The organism is Arthrobacter sp. Alg241-R88, assembly GCF_900537115.1.
GTDB lineage: Bacteria > Actinomycetota > Actinomycetes > Actinomycetales > Micrococcaceae > Arthrobacter.
Map to the genome: position 1 here is coordinate 583,744 of NZ_UNRG01000001.1, position 25,368 is coordinate 609,111.

The window sequence follows — 25,368 nt, forward strand, 5'->3', positions numbered from 1 at the left end:
TTTGTGTCAGTAGCGAGAACAGCGGTTGCAGCCGGACCGCCTTCCGGAGCCGATGCCAAGAGCCGGAAACCAACGTTCCGGCCAGAGGTCCAGGGGCTCCGGGCCCTCGCCGTCCTGATGGTGGTTGCGTACCACGTCTGGCTGGGCCGGGTGTCCGGCGGGGTGGACATATTCCTGCTGATTTCGGCCTTCCTGCTCACGCTTTCCTTTGTCCGGAAAGCCGAATCAGGGCGTCCCTTCGGGCTCCTGGGACACTGGCTGCACCTGTTCAAAAGGCTGCTGCCGGCCGCCGTTGTGGTCATCCTCGGTGTCCTCGCGGGGACGTGGCTGATCCTGCCGCAGAGCCGCTGGCCACAGGTGCTGGACCAGGCCTGGGCGTCGCTGCTGTACAACCAGAACTGGCTGCTCGCTGATACCGCTGTGGACTACTACGCCCAGGACCATGCCGGCGCCAGCCCGCTCCAGCACTTCTGGTCACTGTCCATCCAGGGCCAGGTGTTCATCCTGTGGCCGCTGATCTTCGCCGGCACCGCGGCGCTGCTGGCGCTGGTGCGCCGCGTCCCGGCACTTAACAAGGTGAACTACCGGGGGCTGCTGGCGCTGGTCTTCGGCGCGGTCTTCGCCTTTTCGCTGGCCTACTCCGTAGAGCAGACCGCCACCAACCAGGCGTACGCCTACTTCGATACCAGGGCCCGGCTCTGGGAGTTCGCTCTGGGGTCACTCCTGGCACTTGCGCTGCCCTACCTCAAGCCTTCCCGGGCCCTGCGCGTGGTCCTGGGCTGGGCGGGGCTGGCAGCCATGGTCTCCTGCGGCCTGCTGCTGACGGTGGACCGGTCCTTCCCCGGGTATGTCGCGCTGTGGCCAACCCTGGCAGCGGCTGCGATTATCGTGGCGGGACAATCCGGCAGCCGCTACGGTGTGGACACGTTCCTCGGCAGCAAGCCCCTGGTGGCGCTGGGGGATAACTCCTATGCACTGTACTTGTGGCACTGGCCCGTCCTGGTTCTTGCGCTCGCCGCCACCGGCGTGGACGCACCCAATCTTGCCCAGGGACTGGGGATCGTGGGCGCATCGGTCGTCCTCGCTGTCCTGACCACCCGCTTCGTTGAAAAGCCGCTCCGCGAGTGGCACTGGCCCAAACTCCGGGCCTGGCGCACCGCCGTCGTCATTGTTGCCTGTGGGGCCGTCCTCGCCGGTCCCGTGGCCGTCTGGCAGACTACGCTCACCGCAGAGGAAAGCGCGACGGCGGCCCAGCCGCGGGAGCTCACGCCCGGGGCGGCAGCCTTGAACCCGGAACACGCCCCGCTGCCCGATCCTGACGCCAAGATCATTCCGGGGCCGGCCGCGCTGGACAACGACTGGGCCGGCATCCAAGCCCCCTGCACCGGAGCCAATGCCACCAGTGACCCCGTCCTCGAAGGATGCCGGCAGGAGGTCCCGGAAGGGGAGGTCACCAAACGCATTGTGGTCCTTGGCGACTCCCACTCTCAGCAGTACTTGGGTGCGCTGGCACCGATTGCGGCTGCGCGGGGCTGGGAACTGGTGACGCTGCTGATGCCGGCGTGCCGCTTTGGAGCCGAGTCGGTGGAAAGGAACGCGGAATGCAACGCCTACAACCAGGCCAGCGCCGCCTACGTCCTGGAACACAAGCCCGACGCAGTGTTCACCGTGGCATCACTGACCCATGAGGAAACCCCGTTCGAAACCGAAGTCCCGGGTTACCTGGAGGGCATCCGGCCGTTTGCTGACGCCGGGATCGAGATCATCGGCATCCGGGACAACCCCCGCTTTACGTTCAACATGCCCGAGTGCATCCAGCGCAACGGCCCGGACGCCCCGGAATGCAGCGTGTCACTGGAAGAATCCCTGGTGGACCCATCTCCGCTCGAAAACTACTCGGGCCAGGTGGAGGGGCTGCACCTGATGGATCTGAGCGACTTCATCTGCGAGCGCGGCATCTGCCCGGGCGTGGTGGGAAATGTCTACGTTTACAAGGACGACAACCACCTCACCCGGACCTATGTGGAAACCATGATCCCCATGTTCGAACAGCGGCTCCTGGCCGCGACCGGCTGGAGCTGACGGCTAGGGAGCGGGTGGGGCGTGCGGTTGCTCACATTGCAGGCGTGGAATAGGGGGATCGGCGCGGAGGTTCTAATATTTACTCAACACTTTCTGAACCCGGAGCGCCGCACGCAGTGGTGGTCCCGATCTTCTGCACAGGCCAGTCCCGTAATGACGGGCTGGTCATCGGCTGCAACCCCTACCCGCACAGCAACCATGGTAAGAGGCGCATTCATGACCGAGCCCGAACACAACCCCTTTGGCTTCATCGGCCTGACCTACGACGACGTCCTGCTCCTGCCGGGCCACACCGAGGTCATCCCTTCCGAAGCGGATACGTCCTCCCGGATCTCCAAGCGCATCACCGTGCAGACCCCCCTCCTGTCCGCAGCCATGGACACCGTGACGGAGTCCCGGATGGCCATCGCCATGGCCCGCCAGGGCGGCCTGGGCGTAGTGCACCGCAATCTGTCCATCGCCGACCAGGCGGACCAGGTGGACCGCGTCAAGCGCAGCGAGTCCGGGATGATCACCAACCCGCTGACCATCCGGCCGGAGGCAACCCTGCGCGAGCTGGATGACCTCTGCGCCCAGTACCGCGTGTCCGGCCTGCCGGTGGTGGACGAGGACAACCGCCTGCTGGGCATCGTCACCAACCGCGACACCCGCTTTGTGCCCGAATCCGATTTCCCGCTGCGGCTGGTCAGCGACGTCATGACCAAGATGCCGCTGGTTACCGGACACGTTGGCATCAGCCGCGAGGAAGCCTCGCACAAGCTGGCCACCAACAAGATCGAAAAGCTGCCGCTGGTGGATGAGCAGGGCCGGCTGAAGGGCCTCATCACCACCAAGGACTTCACCAAGGCGGAGCAGTACCCGCTGGCAACGAAGGACGACGAAGGCCGTCTCCGGGTTGGCGCAGCCATCGGCTTCTTCGGGGACGGCTGGGAGCGCGCCATGGCACTGGTTGATGCCGGCGTCGACGCCCTGTTCGTGGACACCGCGAACGGCCACTCTCAGGGCGTGCTGGATATGATCCGCCGGCTCAAGTCCGATCCCGTGGCGGCGCACGTTGACGTCATCGGTGGCCAGGCCGCCACACGCGAAGGCGCCCAGGCCCTGATCGACGCCGGCGCTGACGGCATCAAGGTAGGCGTGGGGCCCGGCTCCATCTGCACCACCCGCGTGGTGGCCGGTGTGGGCGTTCCGCAGATCACCGCCATCTACGAGTCCGCCAAGGCAGCCATCCCTGCCGGGGTTCCCCTCATCGCCGACGGCGGCCTGCAGTACTCCGGTGACATCGGCAAGGCCCTGGTGGCCGGCGCAGATACGGTGATGCTGGGCTCCCTGCTGGCCGGCTGCGACGAATCACCGGGCGAGCTGATCTTCGTCAACGGCAAGCAGTTCAAGTCCTACCGCGGCATGGGCTCCCTGGGTGCCATGCAGTCGCGGGGCAAGAACACCTCCTACTCCAAGGACCGCTACTTCCAGGCCGACGTCTCGGGCGACGACAAGCTCATCCCCGAGGGCATCGAAGGCCGCGTTGCCTACCGCGGTCCGCTGGCTTCCGTGGCCTACCAGTTGGTGGGCGGCCTGCGCCAGACCATGTTCTACACCGGCGCCCCCACCATCCCTGAGCTGAAGGCCCGCGGCAAGTTTGTCCGGATCACCCCGGCAGGGCTGAAGGAATCGCACCCGCACGATATCCAGATGACCGTCGAGGCGCCGAACTACGGTTCCCGCTGACACCGGTCCACACCACAGCCGGCAGGCCATGGAGTTCGCACTCCATGGCCTGCCGGCGTCTGTGCCCGGTACTAGGCTGAATCTATGCCCGCACGAAGCCACCCGGTTGAACTGAGCCCTAAAAGGGAACCCCAGCGCCGCCTGGCCCTCCGGCCCTACGCACGCGCTGTAGCCCAGGTCCTGCGGGTCAGCTTCCGCGCCTCCCCGGGTGCAGTGGTCATGAAGGTGCTCGGCTCGCTGATCTCGGCCGTGCTGCCCCTGGTCACCACCTACTTTGCTGCGCTCACCACCACCGCGCTGGCTGCCGCGTACTCCGGTGATGCCGCAGCCGGCCAGCTCGCGATCGTTTACGTTATCGTCACCGCCGCCCTGGGTCTGTTCTGGGGTGCGTTCACCAGCGTGGACCGCTACATCCAGCAGCTGATGAGCTTCAAGGTGGGGGCCATCGTGGGCGACCAGATGTACGAGCGGTTCCTTGCCCTCGAATTCTGGCGCTACGACGACAAAGAAACCGTTGACCTGTACGACCGTGCCAAGCGGTTCTCCGACTCCTACGCCCGGGTGTTGGACAGGATCGCGGCGATCTTCACCCAGCTCGTCTCGGTCATCCTGGCCGTCGGAGCACTGCTCCTTGTCAGCTGGTGGATCGCCGTGATTGTCCTGGTGGCCATCGTCCCCAGCGTCTACCTGCAGTTCAAGCTGTCCCGGGAGCAGATAGCGCACTGGAACACGCAGGTGGATTCCCGGCGGCAGCGGCGGATGATCGAACAAAACCTCCTCCGGCCGCAGCACATTGCCGAGATGCGCCTCTACGGAATTGTGGGCTTCCTGATGGACCTCCGCTCCCGCCTCCGCGACGCTGACGAGCGCCGCCGTCTTGATTTCCAGCGCCGGTACATCCCCAAGCAGCTCGCCGCCGATGCCCTGCAATACGGCGCCGAGGTGGTCTCGCTGATCTGGGTGGTGGGGCAGATCATCGCCCGCGCGCAGCCCGTCGGCCAGTTCCTCTATGTGCAGCAGATCGTCAGCCGGGCACTGTCCACGGCCAACAACCTGGTGTCCTCCCTCAGCTCCATCGACGAGGACCTGGCGAACCTCAAGGACTACGAACTGTTTATGGCCCTGCCGGTGCATTCCGAGCACGCGCCCCCGCTGCTCGAGCCGCCGAAAACCGTGGAACTGAAGGACATCCGCTTCACCTACACGGGCAGCGACATCGAGGTGATCCGGGGGATCAACCTGACCATCAGCGAAGGCCAGCACATCGCCATCGTGGGGGAGAACGGCGCTGGGAAGTCCACGCTGATCCGGATCCTGGCCGGACTCTACCGCCCGGATTCCGGCCAGGTAATGCTCGACGGCGTTGACCTCGCCGCCGTCGACGTCACCTCCTGGCACAGGCACCTCGCGGTGCTGAGCCAGGAGTTCCTCAAGTACGAGTTCGCCACTGCCGCCGAAAATATCTACTTCGGTGATGTTGACTCACCCCGGGACGACGCCCGCATCCGCGTGGCAGCAGCAGATGCGGAGGCGCTGGACTTCATCAACAAGCTGCCCAACGGCCTGGAAAACCACGTCAGCAACTGGATGGAGGATCCCCGGGGCCGCAAAGGCAGCGGACTCTCCGGCGGCCAATGGCAGCGGCTGGCAATGGCCCGCAACTTCTACCGGGACGCCTCGTTCATGGTGATGGACGAACCGACGTCGGCCATTGATGCCCTCGCCGAGCACCGCATCTTCACCCGTCTCTTCGCAGACCGCAGCAGCACCATCATCGCCATCAGCCACCGCCTGGCAACCATCGAAAAGGCGGACATCGTGTACATGCTGGAAGACGGGCAGATCGTGGAGCAGGGGACCCACAAGGAGCTTGTGGCGCTGCGCGGCCGCTACTTCAGGATGTTCGAATCCCAGCTCACTGTAGAGGAAGCCGAAGGAGTTTGAGCTTGGAGGACCAGGCCTACCGGCGTTCCAGCCAGTTTGTGTAAAGCCGGTCCCGGTGTTGGTGCAGGTGCCTCGAATAAAGCATCCCGGCTGCTACAGGCAACGGAAAGGCAGCCAGGAACGCCAGGACCGGGAGGACGTCAGGGGCAGTTCCCCGCGGCGTTGTGACCATGAGGGCTGCCACGATCAACAGCATGGCCGCCACCATGCCCACCGCCGTCCATGGAACTATCCTGATGTACTGCTCAGCGCGGTTCAGGTCACCAGCCGGGCGCGGATCACTTCGCGTGAAGCGCGGGCCCATGGCCATCAGCCAGCCCGCTCCTGAAATCCCCAGTCCCAGGCCTGCCAGCACAAGGCCGTTCTCCGGGTTCTGACCGGTGGCAGCCAGGACAGTTGCCTGGGCCGCACCAGGGACAGCGAATACCATGCCCATCCACCAGAACCAGAAGACACGCGCCCGCCGATGGGCGTAGCCCAAGGCGAGCTCCGGGAAAGGATCGGTGCGGGGTGGAGTGAGATCCATCATGGCCTGGCCACCAGCAACGTCCGGACCACACGGCCGGGTTGCTCGGTCGCATCCAAATCACGGACGCCCAACTGCCCGTTCTCATCCAAAGGCGCCGAGGCAAGTTGAAGAGGACCGCCGTCGGTGACCTTGATGTTGGCAACGATGGTGTTCGGCGTTTTGGCGCTGTATCGCCTGGTGCTCACCATGCCGCCGCCCTCGTTACGCAAAGCGGCCACCGCGTCATCCACCTGGGCCTGCACGAAATCGAGCAATTCCACGTCGTCCCTGAGCGGAAGGCAAACATACTCACTCAAAGGCCGAAGGAACACGGCAACCCGGCCGGCGGGGGAATCCACCAGATAGCTGGGCGACGCGGACTCCGATCCAATCCGCGTGATGTCGAACCATTGAGTCGACGTGCTGAATATGCGTGCCAAGGTCTTGGCCTCGGCCAGCAGGGTCACTTCCTCGCCGCTGATCTCCACCGTGTTCCTGATGTTCAGGGTCCCCAGGCCCGCCCGCACCAGGTCGTGGTCATCAGCAAGTTCCGCGAGGCCAAGGACCCGGCGGGTCAGGGACGTTCCCGCACCGGGTTCAAAGGCCAGCAACGCCAGAATTTCGTGGCTGGTGATACGGTACGCCACGTCTGGCAGTGCCGGCCCGGCATCAGTTTCCGGGCGGGTAGCTGTAGCTGAGGTCATCATTTCCTTGTCGTCATCAAAGGCGGGCACAGGGTGTTGCAGGTGTTGCCTAGCCGAAACCGAGCTTACCGCCCACCCACCCGAGGGCACCTTCGGCGCCGGAGGCCACATCCTTGACAGCACCCACGACTCCTGCGCCGAAGTCGTAGATTCTCTTGGTGACGGGGACGTCCCCTGACATCATTCCCAGCAGTCCCCACCCAAGGGCAAGGCCGCCCAGGACCACCCCGGCCGGTGCTCCCACAATGGTCCCTGTTGCGGCGAGGGCGGCCACGGACAGGCCGCCGCCGATGACGCCGTCCGCGATCCTGAAGGGGTCTTTGCCATCGATTCCGGAGAGTACGTCCAGGACGCCGATGGCGCCTCCCAGCACGCCGAGCACCTTCCCCGCGCCCTTCATGAAGTCGAAAAACTTACTGGCTCCGGCCTGCACCTGCGCGAGTTCCAGATTCCAGTTGAACTTGTCAGCCACGAACACCAGAGCCGTGGCGATTCCGGATGCTGCGCTGCCGTCATCGAACCCCAGTTTTTCCAGGAGCCACTCAATACCCGAAGGCGCGTGCTGATAGTCCGGGTCAGTAAACGCATCGCCCCAGGTGGGGGCGGGGCTGGAAGCTGGTCTTGAATCCGGGTCTGTGCTCCCTCCGGATCCGGACGGGGCGGAGTGGGAACCACCGCCCCCGCCACTGGCCTGATCCTGCTCGTCAGCGTGCTTCAGCAGCGAAGTGGACTGGCTGCGCAGGGACTCCGAGGCCTTGTGGAGCATCGGACGCAGTGTGGAGGACCACTCGCTGCGGAACCTGTCGCCGTCGGTGCCCTTCCAGGCAGCAGACTGCAGTAGCGAATTCACGGTCGTTTCCACACTTTTCAGGCTCGAACCGGACTTTGCCAATGATGTGGACAGCGTCCGGAGCTCGTTGATGTCAGCCCCATACATTCCCGGCGCCATGGTTTTCCCCCAAATATCTTCCCGGCAGTCCAAACGGTTCCGCTGCCAAACTATGTCATTCTGCAGGCCGCCGCGATGGGCACTTGTCCCCGGCTGCACCCGTGTCCACCACGGTAGTGCGCACCCGCGCCAGGCTCGGCTGCGGCGGCACGCTGCTGAAGCCGAAGGTCACCGCCGGCACGATGGGAGTCAGCACCCCGGCGTCCACCCCGTCCCACTGCACGACGGCGGAACTGATGGTCCGCAGGTCACTTACCCCGTAATACTCGTGCCGGCCGCTCAGGGCGGCTCCCGAGGTACGGGAACCGCCGCTGAGAACGGCGGCAACCGGATTGATCACCCGCAGCCAGCGCGGGTGGACGGCGAGCGGCCGGGGCACTGCCCGCAGCACACTGCCCAGGAGGGTCCTCGGGCCGAGCCGGGCGCGGACAGCCAGGGCGCCGGCGTCGACCGTCAGCAGGTCGCGGGCCAACGTGGTGTTCACCTTCAGCACGCGGACGTCGTCGAAGCAGTAGGTGTCGGAGATGAAGCGGGCCACCTCCGCCGTTGGCGCGAGCAACAAACGGTGCCCGGACGGCTGCTGAACCATTACATCAGAGAACGCGCCGAAGGGGGACTCCTGCCAGACCCCCACCACGGCCCGCAGTCCCGAGGCCGTCCCGAGTCCGGCAATGTGCCCATCAAAGATCCAACGCCTGCCCATCAGGCCACTGTAGCCAAGGACACCGCAGCGGCTGGGATAACCTAGAGCAGTGACTTACGAGATCGAGATCGGCCGTGGCAAGCGTGGGCGTCGAGCCTACTCCCTGGATGACATTGCGATTGTCCCCAACCGTCGTACCCGCGACCCCAAGGACGTCTCCGTCTCCTGGCAGATCGACGCCTACCAGTTCAGCATGCCAGTCATCGCCGCCCCCATGGATTCAGCCATGTCCCCGGCCACAGCCATCGCACTGGGCAAGCTCGGCGGCCTCGGCGTCCTCGATCTGGAGGGCCTCTGGACCCGGTATGAGGACCCGCAGCCCGTCCTCGACGAGATCGGTGCGCTGCAGGACGAGACCAACAGCCCCGCCGTGACGGGGCGGATGCAGGAGCTGTACAAGGCCCCCATCCAGCCCGAGCTGATCACCTCCCGCCTCGCGGAGATGCGCGCCGCCGGCGTGACCGTGGCCGGTTCCCTCACCCCGCAGCGCACGCAGGAGCACTACAAGACCGTGGTGGCCGCCGGCGTCGACATCTTTGTCATCCGGGGAACCACGGTGTCCGCCGAGCACGTGTCCAAGGACCACGAGCCGCTGAACCTCAAGCAGTTCATCTACGAACTGGACGTCCCCGTAATCGTCGGCGGCGCGGCAGGCTACACGCCGGCGCTGCACCTGATGCGCACCGGTGCTGCCGGTGTGCTGGTGGGCTTCGGCGGCGGCGCCACCACCACTACCCGCCGTGCACTGGGCATCCACTCGCCGATGGCCTCGGCAATTTCCGACGTCGCCGCCGCCCGCCGCGACTACATGGACGAGTCCGGCGGCCGCTACGTCCACGTGATTGCGGACGGCGGCATGGGCACCTCCGGCGATATCGTCAAGGCGATTGCCATGGGCGCCGACGCCGTGATGCTGGGCAGCGCGCTCGCCCGGGCCCAAGAAGCGCCCGGCAAGGGCTGGCACTGGGGCCAGGAAGCCCACCACCTCGAACTGCCCCGCGGTGACCGCGCAAACGTCGGTACTGTCGGTCCGCTCGAAGAAGTCCTTTTCGGACCGGGCCACCACACCAACGGAACCTCGAACCTCATCGGTGCGCTCCGCCGCTCCATGGCGACCACCGGCTATTCGGACCTGAAGGAATTCCAGCGGGTCGACGTCGTGGTTTCCCCCTACTCAGGAAACTGACGCAAGGCTGCGCCTAATCGCTCCCTGCCGCCCTGCCCAAGCGTGCCGCAACGAAGTAGTGTGGTTTCACGACCGGGACTAGTGGCACTGGAGGCGTTCGATGAAGAGTGTTCCTGCTAACGGCGGGGCCCTGGGCCCCGCAGCCAGGGAAGCAGCCATCCAACGGCTGCGTGCAACCGCTGAGCCAGGACGGGAACTGGACATCCTGATTGTCGGCGGCGGCATCGTGGGTACCGGTGCGGCCCTTGACGCAGTCACCCGCGGATTGGACGTGGGGATCGTCGAGGCCAACGACTGGGCTGCCGGGACGTCCTCCAGGTCCTCAAAGCTCATCCACGGCGGCCTGCGCTACCTGGAAATGCTGGACTTTGGCCTGGTCAAGGAGGCGTTGCAGGAGCGCGGGCTGCTGCTCTCCGAACTGGCGCCGCACCTGGCCCGGCCGGTGCCATTCCTGTATCCGCTGACCAGGCCCTTCCTCGAGCGCCCCTACGTGGGGGCCGGCATTGCGCTCTACGACGCCATGTCCATCTCCAGCGGCCACAGCAGGGGAGTGCCGTTCCACAAGCACCTCAGCAGGCGGGGTACGCTGCGGGCGGCGCCGAGCCTGAAGGATGATGCTTTTGTTGGCTCCATCCGGTACTACGACGGCCAGGTGGACGACGCGAAATACTGCGCCAACCTCATCCGGACAGCTGCGCACTACGGCGCCCACGCAGTGAACCAGATGGCGGTGGTGGATTTCCTGCGTGAAGGTGAACGCGTGGTGGGGGCCAAGGTGGTCAACCATGAGGACGGGACGCAGTTCAACATCAGGGCCAAACAGGTCATCAATGCCACCGGAGTCTGGACTGACGAAACCCAGGCCATGGTCACCGAGCGCGGCCAGCTGAAGGTCCGGGCCTCCAAGGGCATCCACCTGGTGGTTCCGCGGGACCGTTTCCAGTCCACCGTGGGCCTGATCCTGCGCACCGAAAAGTCGGTCCTGTTTGTCATTCCCTGGGGCCGGCACTGGATCATCGGCACCACGGACACCGACTGGCACCTGGACAAAGCCCACCCCGCCGCGTCCAGCAAGGACATCGACTACATCCTGGACCACGTCAACAAGGTCCTGAAGCGCCCGCTCACCCGCGAAGACGTGGAAGGTGTGTACGCCGGCCTGCGTCCGTTGCTGGCCGGCGAAAACGACTCCACCGCCAAGCTGTCGCGGGAGCACGTGGTGGCACACCCCGTACCCGGCCTGGTGGTGGTGGCCGGCGGAAAGTGGACCACTTACCGGGTTATGGCCAAGGACGCAGTGGATGAGGCAACACGGACCATGGACGAGCGGGTACCTCCCAGCTGCACGGAAACCATCCCGCTGCTGGGGGCGAGCGGCTACAAGGCCGCCTGGAACCGCCGGAACCGCACGGCGGAGGAATCAGGCGTCCACGTCGCCCGGATTGAGCACCTCCTCAACCGTTACGGGTCCCTGACGCCCGAGGTGCTGGCCATCATCGCAGAGAACCCTGCCCTTGCCGAACCCATCCCCGGCGCCGATGACTACCTGCAGGCAGAGGCGGTATACGCCGCAAGCCACGAAGGCGCCCGCCACGTCAACGACGTGCTGACCCGGCGGACCAGGATTTCCATCGAGGCCTGGGACCGAGGTGTGTCCGCCGTGCCGGTAGTCGCTAAACTGATGGGTGACGTCCTTGGCTGGAGCGACGCCCAACGTGAAAATGAGGTCAGGCACTACATTGCACGGGTGGAGGCGGAACGCCTCAGCCAGCAACAGCCGGACGACGAATCCGCAGACGCCGCCCGCCTGGGTGTGGAAGACATCGTGCCCTTGCGCTGAGGGATTCACGGCACCAGCACTGCTGACTGAAGGGATACGCCTTGGCGGAACCACTTGACCGGTACGATGCCGAACTCACCACCCCGGAAATGGTGATCCTGGAGCTGGAGGCATCGGACAAGGCGGACGCCGCCACCCAGCTCGCGGAACGCCTCTTCGCCGCTGGACGGGTATCGGATCTGCCCGGGTTCCTGAAGCATGTCAATGCCCGTGAGCACCAGCTCGCCACCGGGCTCCCCGGCGGAATCGGCTTGCCCCACGCCCGCAGCGAATTTGTGTCCCGCACCTCTATCGCCGTCGGCATCGCCAAGTACGGCCACGCGCTGGACTTCGGCGCCACGGACGGGCCCGCCACGGTGATCCTCCTGATCGCCACTCCCGCGAGTTCCTTCTCCGACCACCTCGAGGTCCTGGCCACCCTGGCCCGCTCACTCTCAAAGGAGTCTTTCCGCGAATCCCTGCGCCGTGCTTACGACGCCGAAGTGATCGCGGAGCTCATCAATTCCAGCCTGGTGTTTTTCGACCACTGACGCCTGGCCACTGCGCCCATTCCCGCCGGCTCCTGCCGCTGGTAAGGACCCCTCCGGCCCCGGGCGTTTAGTTGTTCTACAGCGGGACGAAGTACGGTTAAGACGTGTGGAAAACAGCCCTTAAACCCCGATGGATCGCAGGTTTCATCTTCGCGATCGCCATTTCCGGGGTCTTCGTGCTGCTCAGCCAATGGCAGTTCGGACGCTCCACCCAGCCGGAAGTGCCTGCCAACCCCGCCACCGAGCAGGTGCAGCCGCTGATCCAAACGCTTCAGCCCGGCGACTTCTTCCACGGTACCGACGCCGACCAGATGGTCAGCGCGCAGGGAACCTATGACCCGGCCAAGCAGGTCCTGGTCCCGGGCCGCCTGCACGGCGGCAAGACCGGCTACTGGGTAGTCTCCGCCTTCTCCGTCAACGGCGCGCCCACGCTCAGCGGCGTTGCCGCCTCACCCCAAACCTGGATCCCCGTCGCGAGGGGATGGGTGGCGGACCCAGCCGATGCGCCGGCCCCGCCGTCGGGCATTGTTGAACTCACCGGCCGGCTGCTCCCGTCCGAGGCGCCCGTGGCAGGAAAGGCAGCCGCCCCCGGCGAGGCCACAGCAGTCTCGGTGGCCGAGCTGATCAACTACTGGGAAGTCAGCAGCTATCCGGGCTTCGTCGCCGCCACTGCGGAAATCGCCGATGGCGCGGACGTCAGCCCTGCAGCAGTACCGGGAGATCTGCTTCCCCTGCAGATCGGCCCGCAGCCGCCGGCCCAGCAGATCAATTGGCTCAACCTCTTCTACTCCCTTGAGTGGGTTGTCTTCGCCGGCTTTGCCCTCTTCATCTGGTGGCGGCTGGTCAAGGACGACTACCACCGGGATCTTGAGGAAGACCTTGATGACGACGAGGACGATGCCACCGTCCCCGAAGAAACCCACCCTGAACAGAACCAGCAAAAGGTAGAGCCATGATTGATCCGAAACCGGCCACCCCCGCCGCGGCCCCAGGCACCAACACCGGCAGCAAAACTGCCGGCAAGGCGTCCGGCAAGAAGCGCCGTTTCGGCGGCACCGAAGCGCAGATCCGCTCCGCCCTGAAGTTCTACAAGGTCCTGGCCTACCTTACGGGCGCCATGCTGCTGCTGTTGTGTGCCGAACTGATTGCCCGGTACGGATTTGGAAAGTACCTCTTTGCCGGCGGCACCGACGCCGTCAGCGGCCAGCCGTTCGGCTTTGGTTTCGCGGATGCGGAACCGCAGGGCGTGCTGGGTGGAGTCAACCTCTCCGTCGCCGTCCTCATTGTCCACGGCTGGATGTACGTGGTGTACCTCATTTCAAACTTCCGGCTCTGGGCCCTCATGCGCTGGCCATTCCTGAAGCTGATCCTGCTGGCACTGGGCGGAGTGGTTCCCTTCCTGTCCTTCATTGTGGAGAAGAAGTTCCACGCCGAGGTGGAAGCTGAGCTCGCGGCCAACCCCCAGGCGCCGCAGAGGTACTAAGCAGCCGCTGGAAGTGGGGAGTTCGCTGCGTCACAGCGCAGCTTCTCAAGGTGCGCCGGTGCAACGGCGCCCAGTAGGCTAGTACGGTGACTACTCCCACTGCATCCCAGACTTCCCAGAAGCCGGTGCTGGTTGTTGACTACGGTGCCCAGTACGCGCAGCTGATTGCCCGCCGCGTCCGGGAAGCGAATGTGTATTCGGAAGTGGTTCCGCATACCTACACAACCGAGCAGCTCCTGGCCAAGAACCCCGCCGCCATCATCCTTTCCGGTGGCCCTTCCAGCGTCTACGCTGACGGTGCCCCGAGCGTCGGGGCCGACCTTTTTGAGGCCGGTGTTCCCGTTTTCGGCATTTGCTACGGCTTCCAGGCGATGGCCAACGCCCTGGGCGGCAAGGTGGACAAGACCGGGCTGCGGGAGTACGGCTCCACGGAAACCACCCTTCTCGGCGAGGGTCGCTCGGTCCTGGAGGGCATGCCCCAGCACCAGAACACGTGGATGAGCCACGGCGACTCCGTCCACGAGGCTCCGGACGGTTTTGAAGTCCTGGCGACGACGGCGGGTGCTGAAGTGGCTGCCTTCGCCAACGAGGAGAAGGGCCTGTTCGGTGTCCAGTGGCACCCCGAGGTCAAGCACTCCGCCTACGGCCAGCAGGTCCTGGAGAACTTCCTCTTCAAGGGCGCCAAGCTGGAACCGAACTGGACCACGGGCAACATCCTCGAAGAGCAGGTGGAGCGCATCCGCAAGCAGATCGGCGATGCCAGGGTCATTTGCGGCCTGTCCGGCGGCGTGGACTCCGCCGTCGCCGCTGCCCTTGTCCAGCGTGCCGTTGGCGACCAGCTCACCTGTGTTTTCGTGGACCACGGCCTGCTGCGCGAAGGCGAAGCCGAACAGGTGGAACGCGACTTTGTCGCCGCCACGGGGGTGAAGCTCTACGTGGCCAACGAGCAGGAACGCTTCCTCTCAGCCCTGGCTGGTGTCAGCGATCCGGAAACCAAGCGCAAGATCATCGGCCGCGAATTTATCCGGGCCTTCGAAGAGGCAGAACTTGCCATCATCGCCGAGGCAGCCGCCCACGGCGAGAAGATCAAGTTCCTGGTCCAGGGCACGCTGTACCCGGACGTCGTCGAATCAGGCGGCGGCGAAGGTGCCGCGAACATCAAGAGCCACCACAACGTGGGCGGCCTGCCCGAGGACCTGCAGTTCGAGCTCGTGGAGCCGCTGCGCGCCCTCTTCAAGGATGAGGTCCGCGCTGTGGGTGCCCAGCTTGGACTGCCGCAGGAGATCGTGGGCCGCCAGCCGTTCCCCGGACCGGGCCTCGGAATCCGCATCGTTGGTGAAGTGACCAAGGACCGACTGGACCTGCTGCGCAAAGCCGACGCGATTGCCCGGGCCGAGCTCACCGCCGCCGGGCTGGACAACGAAGTCTGGCAGATGCCGGTGGTCCTGCTCGCCGACGTCCGCAGTGTGGGTGTCATGGGCGACGGCCGCACCTACGGCCACCCCATCGTGCTCCGTCCCGTCTCCTCGGAGGACGCCATGACGGCGGACTGGTCACGCCTGCCGTATGAGCTCCTCGCCAGGATCTCCAACCGCATCACCAACGAGGTGGAGGGTGTCAACCGCGTGGTGCTCGATGTCACCAGCAAGCCGCCGGGAACCATCGAGTGGGAATAGCATCATGAGTGGCCGGCCTCCGGTGAAGGAGGCCGGTCACTGCTGTTTTCCAGTACCGAAAACTCCGCAATTTAGCCTGCTCCAGTGTTGCGGTCTCTCAGTCCGGGCATCGAAGCGGCTACGCTCGAATCTATGCCGGTATGGTCCAGGGCGTCACGCGCAAGCGCAGAAAAGAAGGCAGTAGTGTCAGTTGGTCAAGGCCACCCGGAAGGCTCCGAGGAGCTCCGTAAATGGTTGTCCGGGCTCAAGCCCGTCACCGGGGCGGATACGATGCTGCGCTTCACCAAGACCCCCGAGGGCTCCATTGACCTGACGCACGCGCACCCGTCCGGCCTCGCCCAGCTGATGGCCGGGCGGAAGACCCGGCTTTCCACGCTGATCCGGGACCGCCAGCAGTACGTCGTCGCGGCCAGGGCTTCGCGCAACATCCGGTCCAAGATTTTCGAGCTTGCCAACGACCGCGGCATCGATGCCGGCTATTTCTCGGCGGGCACGGTGGTGTGGACGTCTGCGGTGGGCGGCAAGCCCCAGCGCATCTCTGCTCCCGTTATGCTCACGGCGATCTCGCTCACCGTCCGTCCGGGGGAGGACGACTACGAACTGCAGCTGACCGAGCAGGCCCACATCAACCCGGCCCTGGTGCGGCACCTGAAGAACATCCACGGCATTGTCTTTGACGTCAATGCCGTCACCCGGCTGGCCTACAGCACGGCCCGCTTCGATCCCCAGCCGGTCCTGGACAAGCTGGCTGCCCTCATCCGGCCCATCCACGGTGCGGAGGCGCAGCACAACCTGCTGGTTTCCACCTTCGCGGACCTTTCCGGGAACCTGGACGATCCGTGGATCAACGACTCCAACCCCCTGGTGTCCGCACTGGCCACCGCAGCAGGCGGGGAAGTGGTGGATGTTGAGGAGCCTGACCCGTCCCGTTTCCCGCCGCTGGACAGCAGGCACCCCAGCGAGGAGATGCTCCTGCTGGACGCGGACATCGACCAGCAGTACGTCATTGATGCCGCCCGCGCCGGCGATTCCCTTGTGGTCAGCAGCCCTCCGGGAACCGGCCAGACCCAAACGGCCATCAACACCATCGGTGCCCTGGTGGACGCCGGAAAAACGGTGCTGGTGGTGGGCGACCGCCGTGCCAGCCTCAATGAAGTGTCTGCGCAACTGGAGAGCCTGGGCCTTGAGTCCATCCTGTTCCAGCTGTCCGGGAACGTTACCCCGCAGCAGCTGAAGGGCCAGCTGGTCCGGGCGATTGTCCGCAACGAAAAATCCCTGGAACCCCAGCTGGGGAACCTGCACAACACCCTGACTGAGCACCGCCACGCCTTAATGGACCATGTGGCGTCGCTGCATAACGTCCGCCAGCGCTGGGGCTGCTCGCCCTACCAGGCCATGCAGTCGCTCGCTGAGCTGACGTCGATCCACCCGGCACCCGCCACCACCGTGCGGCTGAAACGCAGTGTCCTGGACAGCATCCGGGACCGCGATGAGCTTGCCGGCAGGCTCCGGCGTGCCGCAGAGCTGGGAAGCTTCAGCAAGGCCTCCACCACCAGTCCCTGGCACGGTGCGCGCCTCCTCACACGCAAGGAGACCGAGGAAGCCCAGGACCTGGTCCGGTCCGTTGAGAAGAGCCTGCCGGCCCTGCGGGAACGCATGAACGCCGTGGCGGAGCACGCCGAGATCCGGCTGGGTGCTTCCTTCGCCGAATGGGGCGAACAGCTCGAGCTCCTGGTGGCCGTACGGGGGAGCCTGGACAAGTTCACCCCCGACATCTTCGACCGCCCGGTCACCGACCTCATTTCGGCCACGGCGCCGTCGGCCTGGCGCCGTGAGCGGGGCATCGAGATGACCTCCATGCAGCGGTCACGCCTGCGCAGGGTCGCCAAGGAATACGTCCGGCCCGGCGTCCACATCGCCGACCTCCACAGCTCCCTGGTCCTTGTCCAGGAACAGCGTGCACTGTGGGCGGGCTATGCCACCACGCAGCGCCACCCGGCAGTGCCGTCCGGACTTGCCGAGATCAGCATGATGTACCGTGCACTGGAACGCGAACTTGCCCAGCTGGGCGAGGCGCTCCGGCACACGGAGGCAGGCGGCTCGCTGTCCACGGTCCGCTATGAAGAGCTGATGGAACGGCTCGAGCGCCTCGTGGCGGACACCGACACCCTCAAAACGCTGCCCGAGCGAACCCTCCTGGTGGAGAACATGCGCGAGCACGGGCTGGGGGAGCTCCTGGCAGACCTGGCGGAGCGGGAGGTTCCGGCAGGCTCGGTCGCGGCGGAACTCGAACTCGCCTGGTGGCAGTCGGCGCTGGAAGCCATGATCAGCGGGGACGATTACCTCGCCATGTCCGACGGCGACGCCCTGCGGCAGCTGGAGGCCGAGTACCGGCTGGCCGACAACGCGCACATCGCCAGCGGTGCTGCCCGCCTTCGGTGGGACCTGGCGGAACGGTGGCGGGCCGGCATCGCGGCCCACCCCCGCCAGGCAGACCTCCTGCGCAGCCTCCTGAAGGACGGCAGGGTGTCCTTGCCAGCGCTGACTGCACAGGCTCCGGACCTGATCGGCACCCTCGTTCCGGTCTGGTCCGTCAGCCCGTACCTGATGACCGGCCTGCTGCCCGCGGAGCAACACTTCGACGCGGTGGTCATCCTGGACGCCGAGGCGACGTCGCTCCAGGCGGTGCTGCCATCCATCGCCCGTGCCCGCCAGGTCATTGCCTTCGGCGACGCCATGATTGCCAGCCCCCGCACCTTTACCGTGGGCGTAGAGCGGCTGGCCGCAGGCGAGACGGCACACCAGCGGGTGGAGAGTGCATTCAAAGCGCTGTCTGCCGTGCTCCCCGTGTGGCGGCTCAACTTCGTGTACCGCGCCGTGGACGAGGACCTGGTCCTCCAGCTCAGCAAGAACTTTTACGACGGCGCCCTGCGCCGCCTTCCGGAGGGCCAGTCCGCTACCGGCCTGGACCGGTCCCTGCTGGTGGAGTACCTGCCGGACGGCACCGGGCTGCCAAGCGCGGACCACGAAGGCGTGGAGTCGGTGGTGGCCGAGGTCAACCGGGTGGTGCAGCTGGTTTTCGAACACGCACGCACGCGCCCCCGCACCTCACTGGCAGTGGTTACGGCCAGCCTCCGCCATGCTGCCCGGATCGGGGAATCCATCCGGCTCCAGCTGCCCAACCACCCCGGCCTGGCCGGATTCTTTGGTGCCGGACCGGAGTCTTTCCGGGTAGTTGACCTGGAACGGGCCCAGGGCCTGGTGCGCGACCACGTCATTTTCTCGCCCGGTTTTGGCCGCACCCCGCACGGCCGCGCCCTGCACAACTTCGGCCCGCTCTCCGCTGAAGGGGGCAGGGAAAAATTCGCGCTGGCCATGACCCGCGCACGCCGGTCGATACACGTGCTGACCTGCTTCCGGCCGGAGGACCTGGACCACACGCGGCTGACGCACGGCGCAGTGGACCTGTACTCGCTGCTGGACCGCGAAATATCGGGGAATACTGATCTGGGAACTCCCGCTTCCCGGGCCGCCGCCAGCGAACAGGCACTTGGTGCCGATCCCCTGGTCGCTGACCTGGGGGACAGGCTCCGGGCACGCGGCGCGCGGGTTTGGCACCAGTACGACGGTGCGATCGACGTCGTGGCGGCCGCCGATCCGCTGAGCACCATGGGCCAGGACGAGACCGACCTGCCCTGGCCGGTGGCCATCGAGTCGGACGGTACCGAGCAGTACCGCACTATGAGCGTGCGTGAACGCAGCCGGCTGCGTCCGCAGTTGCTGGAGCGCCTGGGGTGGCGGTACATGCCGTTGTGGACCATCGAGGTGTTCACTGACCCGTCAGCCTGCGCAGACCGGATTGCCGCCTACCTGGGCCTTGAACGGGCGGTGCTGCGGGACCGGACGTCAACGTCAACAGGGTTCCTTGACGACGACGTGGACCAGGCGCTCAATGGAATCGACGCCGGAGAGCACGCACGCCGCCGGCCGCAGGAGAAAAAATTGGACAGCAAGGAGGCGGTCTCCGTGGCCACTGAACAAAACAGCAACGGCCAGGTGGCCGGGCAGTCCGCCCCTGCCGGTCCGGCCCCCGAAGGCGAACAGGGCCAAGGGGACGCCAAGGGCCAGGGCGTGACGGAAGGCATTCTGCCCACCAAGGCCGCCGAAGACGACCCGCGGCGCTGGGGCGATGCTGACGACGACCACGACGCCTGGCTGAAGGAACAAAAGCCGCCGCACTGGGGCTGAGTGACCGGGCCTGGGTGACGGGGCCTGGGTGACGGGGCCGGCAGCTTTGCGCCGGCTCAGGGCCCAACCAGGACGAAGAACAGTTTGCCCTGGGTGGAGGCCCCGGCCAGCCGGGCAGCCTGCTCTGCGCTTGCCGCCACCACGATAAGCCCGTCCGTCTCGGCGGTGCCCAGCCACTGCCCGCTCTGGCCACCCTTGCCGGACGTCCAGAGCACGGGCACGGATGCTGCCAGGACCTCGGACGGTGCCTGCTGGTCAAAGCCGTTCGCCGCCGTCAGCACTACGTTGACCAGCTGGCCGGGCGAGACGAGCTGGATGGATGACGGATCGGCCATCCGAAGGGGCACGGCGGCCGAGCCGGGAGGCGTGCCGGCGAGCAGCCCGGGACCGAGCAGCTGGGCGTCCGTCAGGAGTTGGCCCTTGCGCAGGGGAGCCGCGAGTTGCTTGCCGGCCAATTCGTTTTCTTCGTCCAGGAATCCCGCGGCCATCATGTCCGGCGGTACCTGCACGTGGGCAAGGTCTGAGGCCGCCATGGCCGAGCCGGCAGGCAAGTCCCTCGCGGCAGCCAGAGCTGTGACGGTGTGGACCGGCGCGGGAGTGAGCTGATGGACGGTGATTGCAGCCGCCGCGCAAAGCAGCAACGCCACAGCGAGCCGGCGGTTCCGGCTCAGCCACCCGCCAAAGCGGACCGCTGCGGGCCGGCGACCGGCACGGCCGGAACGGCGGGGGGTGCGCGGATATCGGGAGGCAGCGCGGCCGGGGCGGAGAAGGTTTGCAGGCATACGCCTACGCTATGGCGACGGTAATACCCGCAACAGGAGCGCGGTGTGCTATGTGGACAAAGCCGGGGGCGCCGGCGTCGGACAGTCCTGCTTAGCTGGCTGCAGCAGCCGCCGGAGCGGACGCGGCAGGTGCCGCTGCAGGAGCTGATGCTGCAGGCGCCGGCGAGACGGTGCTTCCCTTGGAGTCCCGGGAATCGGTGCGGTAGAAGCCGGATCCCTTGAAGACGACACCGACGCTGTTGAACTTCTTGCGCAGCGTCCCCTGGCACTCGGGGCACGAGGTCAAAGTACTGTCAGAGAACGACTGGACGATGTCGAAGGCATGGCCGCAATCCTTGCAGGCGTACGCGTACGTTGGCACTGGTGCTCCTCCTCTTGGGCAAACGAGAGGTCCCGTGCTGCCTGGACGGATGTCCCCGTTAGCAGTCGCAGGGCCTGAGTGCTAATTCTATCATCCCCGCAGCGTTGGGCTGTGGGGCTCAGCGGTGCCCGTCGAGCGGCAGGAACCCGGACGGCGCCAGGATGGCAGGGACGGGGCGGTCGAATTCCTCCTCGGGGATCTCGCCGGCGGGGAGCAGTTCTTCGTCATAGATAACGGCAGCCAGTGGGATGTTCTTCCCTGCGGTGGCGAGATGGCCCAAAAACTTGTCGTAGTACCCTCCGCCTTGCCCAACGCGGTTGCCGGAAAGGTCGACGGCGGTGGCCGGTATGAAGAGGGCGGCTGCCGTTCCGGCCACGTCCGGCCCGTGCCTGTCGCCCTTGGGTTCCAGGATCGGGGCGTACCGGCTTTGCTCGAAGCCGGCTTCGGGGTTCCAGAACACCCAGGCGAGCTCCCGCCCGGGCTCGCAGACGGGCAACAGGACCTGATGGCCGCCGGTATGGAGTGCGCTGATCAGTGGAAGGGTTGGCGGTTCGACGCCCACACCGAAGTAGACGCAGAATGTGGCAGGGGAACCGCCGGCGAGGGATGCAGCCCAGCCTGCGCCGTGGCGGGCGATGGCAGCCCCTGCCGCCTCCAGTTGCTGCGGGCTTAGGGCGGCACGCCGCTGGCGGTGGGCAGTGCGGATCCTGGTCTTGGTTGCCTTTGCGTCCTCAAGCACTGTGTCTTCCTCCATCGTTGCATTGCGGCGTTGGGCCCTGCAGTCACAGGGACCTTCCGCTGCCTAATGATTACTGAATGCTTGACGCTGACGTTAGATTAGTCGGGTGACTACCAGTAACCCCAGAGTTCGCAAAGCCGTTATACCCGCTGCCGGACTCGGCACCAGGTTCCTGCCCGCCACCAAGGCCATGCCCAAGGAAATGCTTCCGGTCGTGGACAAGCCTGCCATCCAGTACGTGGTTGAGGAAGCCGTAAACGTGGGCCTCAACGACCTGCTGATGATCACCGGGCGGAACAAGCGGGCCCTGGAGGACCATTTTGACCGGGTGCCGGCGCTGGAGTCCACCCTTGAAGACAAAGGGGATACGACGAAACTGGCCTCCATCCAGGCTGCCAGCAATCTCGGTGACATCCACTACGTCCGCCAGGGCGACGCCAACGGTCTGGGCCACGCCGTCCTCCGCGCAAAGCAGCACGTGGGCAACGAGGCCTTCGCCGTCCTCCTGGGCGATGACCTCATCGATGCCCGCGACGAACTCCTCAGCACCATGATTGAGGTGCAGGCGAAAACGGGAGGGTCCGTGATTGCCCTCATCGAGGTGGAGCCGTCAGAGATCAGCGCTTACGGTTGCGCCGACATTGCGGAGATTGACGGCGAGGACTACGTTCGGGTCAACCGCTTGGTAGAGAAGCCGGCCACGGACGAAGCCCCTTCCAACCTCGCCGTTATTGGCCGCTACGTACTGCATCCCGCCGTCTTTGACGTACTGGAGCACACCGGTCCCGGGCGGGGCGGCGAAATCCAGCTCACCGATGCCCTGCAGGAGCTTGCGTCCGGAGAGGGCGAGGGGCACGGCGTGTACGGCGTTGTCTTCCGCGGCCGCCGCTACGACACCGGGGACAAGTTGAGCTATCTCAAGGCCTGCGTCCAGCTCGCCATCGACAGCGAAGACCTGGGCCCCGGCCTGCGGGAGTGGCTGCCGGGCTTCACCGCCAGCCTGTCCAAGTAGCACTGTGCGCCCCGGCCCCATCTGGCCCGTGACCCTCGAGTGCGGAGACCTGGTCCTGAGGCCCATCAGGTACCGGGACAAAAAAGAGTGGACGGAAGTGCGCGCCCGCAACAGCCAGTGGCTGGCACCGTGGGAGGCTTCCAACCCGGACCCCGCCGGCGGCCTGCCCGACTACCGGCAAATGGTCCGCTCGCTGAACTCACAGGCCGCCCAGGCAACGGCCCTTCCGTTTGTGATCACCGAGCGCGTTCCTGCCAGCAGGAACCCTGCGATTGTTGGCCAGTTGACTGTTTCATCGATTGTGTGGGGTTCGGCCATGATGGCAACCCTTGGGTACTGGGTGGACCAGGCGCGCGCGGGGCGGGGGATAGCACCCACCTCTGTCGCCCTCGTAACGGACCACTGTTTCCGGACCTTGGGGCTGCACCGGATGGAAATCAACATCCGGCCCGAGAACGGACCCAGCCTGCGGGTGGTGGAGAAACTGGGATTCCGGGATGAGGGATACCGGCCGCGCTACCTGCACATCAACGGCGAGTGGGCCGACCACCGGTCGTTTGCCTTGACCTCAGAGGAAGTTCCCGAGGGGCTGCTGCACCGCTGGCTTGCTTCCAGGCCGTCATAAATCCATTGATTTGCCAGCCGCGCCACGACACACCGGGGCTAATGCGGCTGGAGCCGACGTGATGCTCATACGGTTTTGAGTGTGGACTTCCCCCTTAGCAGCTCAGTGATCCTTGTGGTTGCCGTTGTGCTCTGGATTGTATGGGTTGCCCCCTACGTCCTCCGGAACCGCCGGCACCAGTTCCAACCCGCCGGCGACTTCCTGGCAGACGCCCCCGCCGATGAAATACCGGACCCTCGAGCAGGGCTGGTCTTGAAGGTCGCCGCCCAGCAGGAGAAAGCCATGGACACCAGGAAGAGCACCGGATCCACTGCGGCCACAGCGGCCAGCGCTGCCCCCACGGGCCAGTTCCGGATCCGATACGGCCGCACGGCACTCGCCCTCGTGGGACTGGTTTCCCTGCTGACCGCGATCGTTTCTGCGGCCCTGCTGGCATTTGGGCTGGGATCTCCGGTTCTCCCCCTGACATGCGTAGCCCTGACGGTGGCGTCCGTAGTCCTTCTCCGCTGGCTGGCCGTCCGGGACCGCAAGTCCAAAGTCAACGCTGCTTTCCGCTCCGCGATGACCGCACCTGCCCCCCGGCCCGCAGCCGAGCACGTTCCGCCCAAGCCGGAATCCGCGCCGGTGCGCCCGGAAAGCCCGCTCTTCGACGCGGAGGCCGGCAAGCCCAAGATCAAACCCCTGACAGCCGTGGAACTTCGCGAAGCCGCCCTTGCCGTTGCCGTGGCTGCCGGTGACACCAGTGCAGCACTGCCCGCACCCGCAACCACCTGGGAGCCCGTGGAGGTGCCCAAGCCTGTTTACGTTGAGGCGGCCAAGGCCGAGCGCCCGGCACCCGAGCCGCTGGAGCTGCCGGAAGCACCCAAGGCCACCGGCAAGCCGTCCCTCAAGCAGGGTGCTGCCGCCGTCCCCGCCGTGCCGGCTCCGGAAGCGCAGCAGCTCACCAAGGCCCAGAGCGCCCTCAGCAATCTCGACGACGTCCTGCAGCGCCGCCGCGCCTGACATTGGGTCCCGCGGAAGGTTTCCCGTGACGGCTTCCGGGCGCCGGTTGGCATTGGGCCGGGAAAATTTGTAGCCTAGGTTCACCGGTGCCGCTCCTGTTGACCAAGCGGCTGGTTCCGGGGTTATAGCTCAGTTGGTAGAGCGCTTCGTTCGCATCGAAGAGGTCAGGGGTTCGAATCCCCTTAGCTCCACCCATCTCTCCCTGCCGGAGTACTGCGGCCCTCGCCGCGTGGCGGCCGCCCTACAGCCAGCCCTTCTTCTTGAAGATGACGTACATCAGTGCCGCCGTAGCCACCATCAGCCCAATGGCCATGGGATAGCCCAGCTGCCAGTGGAGCTCGGGCATGTGGTCAAAGTTCATGCCGTAGACGCCGGCCACGAACGACGGCGCGAAGAGGATGGCGGCCCACGAGGAGATCTTCTTTACCTGTTCGTTCTGTTGCGCGCTTGCTTCGTTTTGCCGGTTCGCGGTGAGGGTGCCGTCCAGGGTCAGGGCATTCTGCAACAGGTCGCGGAACGAATCTGCCCGTGAGATCACCCGCTCCACGTGGTCCTCCACGTCGCGCAGGCTGTGCCGGAGGTCGGTTTCCACATCGTACTTTTCAAACCCCCGCTTAAGCTGGTGCATCATGTCCGGCAGGGGGTGGATGGCCCGCTGGAACTGGATGACCTCGCGGGCGAGTTCATAAATGCGGCGCGACACGGTGGTGTCGCCGCTGAACAGCTGGTCTTCAATTTCGTCGATGTCGTTTTCCAGCCCGGCGACCACGGGCCCGTAGTCATCCACCACCCGGTCCAGCAGGGCGTAAAGGACGGCCTCGGGCCCGTGCCGCAACAGGTCCGGCCGGCTTTCCAGGCGCTGCCGCACCCGTGCCACACCAGCAGTCTCGGCATGCCGGACAGTAACTACGAAGTTTTTGCCCGTAAAAATATGGAGCTCGCCGAACTCCACCGTTTCCGTGGCGTCCAGGTACCGCGCAGGCCGCAGGACGGTGAAAAGGTTGTCCTCGTAGCGCTCCAGTTTGGGTCGCTGGTGCGCGGAGATCGCGTCTTCCACCGCCAGCGCATGCAGTCCGAACTCGGTGGCCACCGCTGCCATTTCCTCGGCGGTGGGCCGGTAGAGGCCGATCCAAGCCATTCCGCCGTGCTGCGCAAGGGTCTCAAAAGTTTGTTCCAGGTTTTCGGGTTCGGCGTGCCGCACGCCGTCCACGTAAACCGCATTGTCAATGATGGTCATGGCCGGCTGTCCTTCGCCGAGGGGGTCCG

21 protein-coding genes and 1 tRNA gene are annotated in these 25,368 nt (G+C 65.8%); 14 read left to right on the forward strand and 8 right to left on the reverse strand.

Annotated features, from left to right (window positions below; all coding sequences use genetic code 11):
- The first annotated feature begins 3 nt into the window (after nt 1-3).
- The 3 genes from G6R19_RS02715 to G6R19_RS02725 all read left to right on the forward strand — a co-directional run bounded on the left by G6R19_RS02715 (nt 4) and on the right by G6R19_RS02725 (nt 5,754).
- Entirely contained in the window at nt 4-2,082 is a 2,079-nt protein-coding gene (locus G6R19_RS02715) for an acyltransferase family protein (RefSeq protein ID WP_163162035.1), read from the forward strand.
- 216 nt (nt 2,083-2,298) lie between these two features.
- Nucleotides 2,299-3,810 (forward strand): IMP dehydrogenase, encoded by a 1,512-nt coding sequence (gene guaB, locus G6R19_RS02720; RefSeq protein WP_163162037.1) that lies wholly within the window; start codon nt 2,299-2,301, stop codon nt 3,808-3,810.
- 84 nt (nt 3,811-3,894) lie between these two features.
- Nucleotides 3,895-5,754: an ABC transporter ATP-binding protein gene (locus G6R19_RS02725; protein WP_163162039.1), complete on the forward strand. Its 1,860-nt coding sequence runs from the start codon at nt 3,895-3,897 to the stop codon at nt 5,752-5,754.
- A 16-nt stretch (nt 5,755-5,770) separates the two neighbouring features.
- Here G6R19_RS02725 and G6R19_RS02730 read toward each other — a convergent pair whose 3' ends face one another.
- The 4 genes from G6R19_RS02730 to G6R19_RS02745 form a co-directional block, all read right to left on the reverse strand.
- Entirely contained in the window at nt 5,771-6,283 is a 513-nt protein-coding gene (locus G6R19_RS02730; RefSeq protein WP_163162041.1) for a hypothetical protein, read from the reverse strand.
- Nucleotides 6,280-6,966 (reverse strand): hypothetical protein, encoded by a 687-nt coding sequence (locus G6R19_RS02735; protein WP_163162043.1) that lies wholly within the window; start codon nt 6,964-6,966, stop codon nt 6,280-6,282. The genes G6R19_RS02730 and G6R19_RS02735 overlap by 4 nt, the downstream gene beginning before the upstream one ends.
- A gap of 49 nt (nt 6,967-7,015) precedes the next feature.
- On the reverse strand, nt 7,016-7,816 hold the full coding sequence (locus G6R19_RS02740; protein WP_163162045.1) for a hypothetical protein: 801 nt from the start codon (nt 7,814-7,816) through the stop codon (nt 7,016-7,018).
- A 154-nt stretch (nt 7,817-7,970) separates the two neighbouring features.
- Entirely contained in the window at nt 7,971-8,618 is a 648-nt protein-coding gene (locus G6R19_RS02745) for a hypothetical protein (protein ID WP_163162047.1), read from the reverse strand.
- Nucleotides 8,619-8,667: 49 nt separating this feature from the next.
- On the opposite strand from G6R19_RS02745, the gene G6R19_RS02750 reads away from it, so the two are divergent.
- The 7 genes from G6R19_RS02750 to G6R19_RS02780 all read left to right on the forward strand — a co-directional run bounded on the left by G6R19_RS02750 (nt 8,668) and on the right by G6R19_RS02780 (nt 19,581).
- Nucleotides 8,668-9,804, forward strand: coding sequence for a GuaB3 family IMP dehydrogenase-related protein (locus G6R19_RS02750; RefSeq protein WP_163162049.1), 1,137 nt, complete (start codon nt 8,668-8,670; stop codon nt 9,802-9,804).
- A gap of 100 nt (nt 9,805-9,904) precedes the next feature.
- Nucleotides 9,905-11,644, forward strand: a complete 1,740-nt coding sequence (locus G6R19_RS02755) for a glycerol-3-phosphate dehydrogenase/oxidase (RefSeq protein WP_163162051.1) — start codon at nt 9,905-9,907, stop codon at nt 11,642-11,644.
- Between the two features lie 41 nt (nt 11,645-11,685).
- A complete protein-coding gene (locus G6R19_RS02760) occupies nt 11,686-12,174 on the forward strand; it encodes a PTS sugar transporter subunit IIA (RefSeq protein WP_163162053.1) in 489 nt (162 codons plus the stop codon).
- 104 nt (nt 12,175-12,278) lie between these two features.
- Nucleotides 12,279-13,130 carry an SURF1 family protein gene (locus tag G6R19_RS02765; RefSeq protein ID WP_163162055.1) on the forward strand — a complete coding sequence of 284 codons (852 nt, stop codon included), beginning with the start codon at nt 12,279-12,281 and terminating at the stop codon, nt 13,128-13,130.
- The gene (locus G6R19_RS02770; protein WP_163162057.1) at nt 13,127-13,657 is read left to right on the forward strand and encodes a DUF3817 domain-containing protein; all 531 of its coding nucleotides are present in this window, start codon (nt 13,127-13,129) and stop codon (nt 13,655-13,657) included. The genes G6R19_RS02765 and G6R19_RS02770 overlap by 4 nt, the downstream gene beginning before the upstream one ends.
- A gap of 86 nt (nt 13,658-13,743) precedes the next feature.
- Nucleotides 13,744-15,333, forward strand: coding sequence for a glutamine-hydrolyzing GMP synthase (gene guaA, locus G6R19_RS02775; protein ID WP_163162059.1), 1,590 nt, complete (start codon nt 13,744-13,746; stop codon nt 15,331-15,333).
- Between the two features lie 132 nt (nt 15,334-15,465).
- Nucleotides 15,466-19,581: an AAA family ATPase gene (locus tag G6R19_RS02780; RefSeq protein WP_163162883.1), complete on the forward strand. Its 4,116-nt coding sequence runs from the start codon at nt 15,466-15,468 to the stop codon at nt 19,579-19,581.
- 56 nt (nt 19,582-19,637) lie between these two features.
- Here G6R19_RS02780 and G6R19_RS02785 read toward each other — a convergent pair whose 3' ends face one another.
- The 3 genes from G6R19_RS02785 to G6R19_RS02795 form a co-directional block, all read right to left on the reverse strand.
- Complete coding sequence (locus tag G6R19_RS02785; protein ID WP_163162061.1) at nt 19,638-20,363, reverse strand: RcpC/CpaB family pilus assembly protein; 726 nt, start codon at nt 20,361-20,363, stop codon at nt 19,638-19,640.
- A 91-nt stretch (nt 20,364-20,454) separates the two neighbouring features.
- Entirely contained in the window at nt 20,455-20,724 is a 270-nt protein-coding gene (locus tag G6R19_RS02790; RefSeq protein ID WP_163162063.1) for an FmdB family zinc ribbon protein, read from the reverse strand.
- A 118-nt stretch (nt 20,725-20,842) separates the two neighbouring features.
- A complete protein-coding gene (locus tag G6R19_RS02795; RefSeq protein WP_240341736.1) occupies nt 20,843-21,463 on the reverse strand; it encodes a 5-formyltetrahydrofolate cyclo-ligase in 621 nt (206 codons plus the stop codon).
- 106 nt (nt 21,464-21,569) lie between these two features.
- Between G6R19_RS02795 and galU the strand changes: the two genes are divergently transcribed.
- The 4 genes from galU (at nt 21,570) to G6R19_RS02815 (ending at nt 24,293) form a co-directional block, all read left to right on the forward strand.
- Entirely contained in the window at nt 21,570-22,475 is a 906-nt protein-coding gene (galU, locus tag G6R19_RS02800) for a UTP--glucose-1-phosphate uridylyltransferase GalU (protein WP_163162067.1), read from the forward strand.
- A gap of 4 nt (nt 22,476-22,479) precedes the next feature.
- A complete protein-coding gene (locus tag G6R19_RS02805; RefSeq protein ID WP_163162069.1) occupies nt 22,480-23,100 on the forward strand; it encodes a GNAT family protein in 621 nt (206 codons plus the stop codon).
- An 81-nt stretch (nt 23,101-23,181) separates the two neighbouring features.
- Complete coding sequence (locus tag G6R19_RS02810; protein ID WP_240341737.1) at nt 23,182-24,102, forward strand: hypothetical protein; 921 nt, start codon at nt 23,182-23,184, stop codon at nt 24,100-24,102.
- A gap of 118 nt (nt 24,103-24,220) precedes the next feature.
- A tRNA-Ala gene (locus tag G6R19_RS02815) sits at nt 24,221-24,293 on the forward strand.
- Nucleotides 24,294-24,343: 50 nt separating this feature from the next.
- Here G6R19_RS02815 and corA read toward each other — a convergent pair.
- Nucleotides 24,344-25,339: a magnesium/cobalt transporter CorA gene (gene corA / locus G6R19_RS02820; protein ID WP_163162071.1), complete on the reverse strand. Its 996-nt coding sequence runs from the start codon at nt 25,337-25,339 to the stop codon at nt 24,344-24,346.
- Nucleotides 25,340-25,368: the final 29 nt, after the last annotated feature.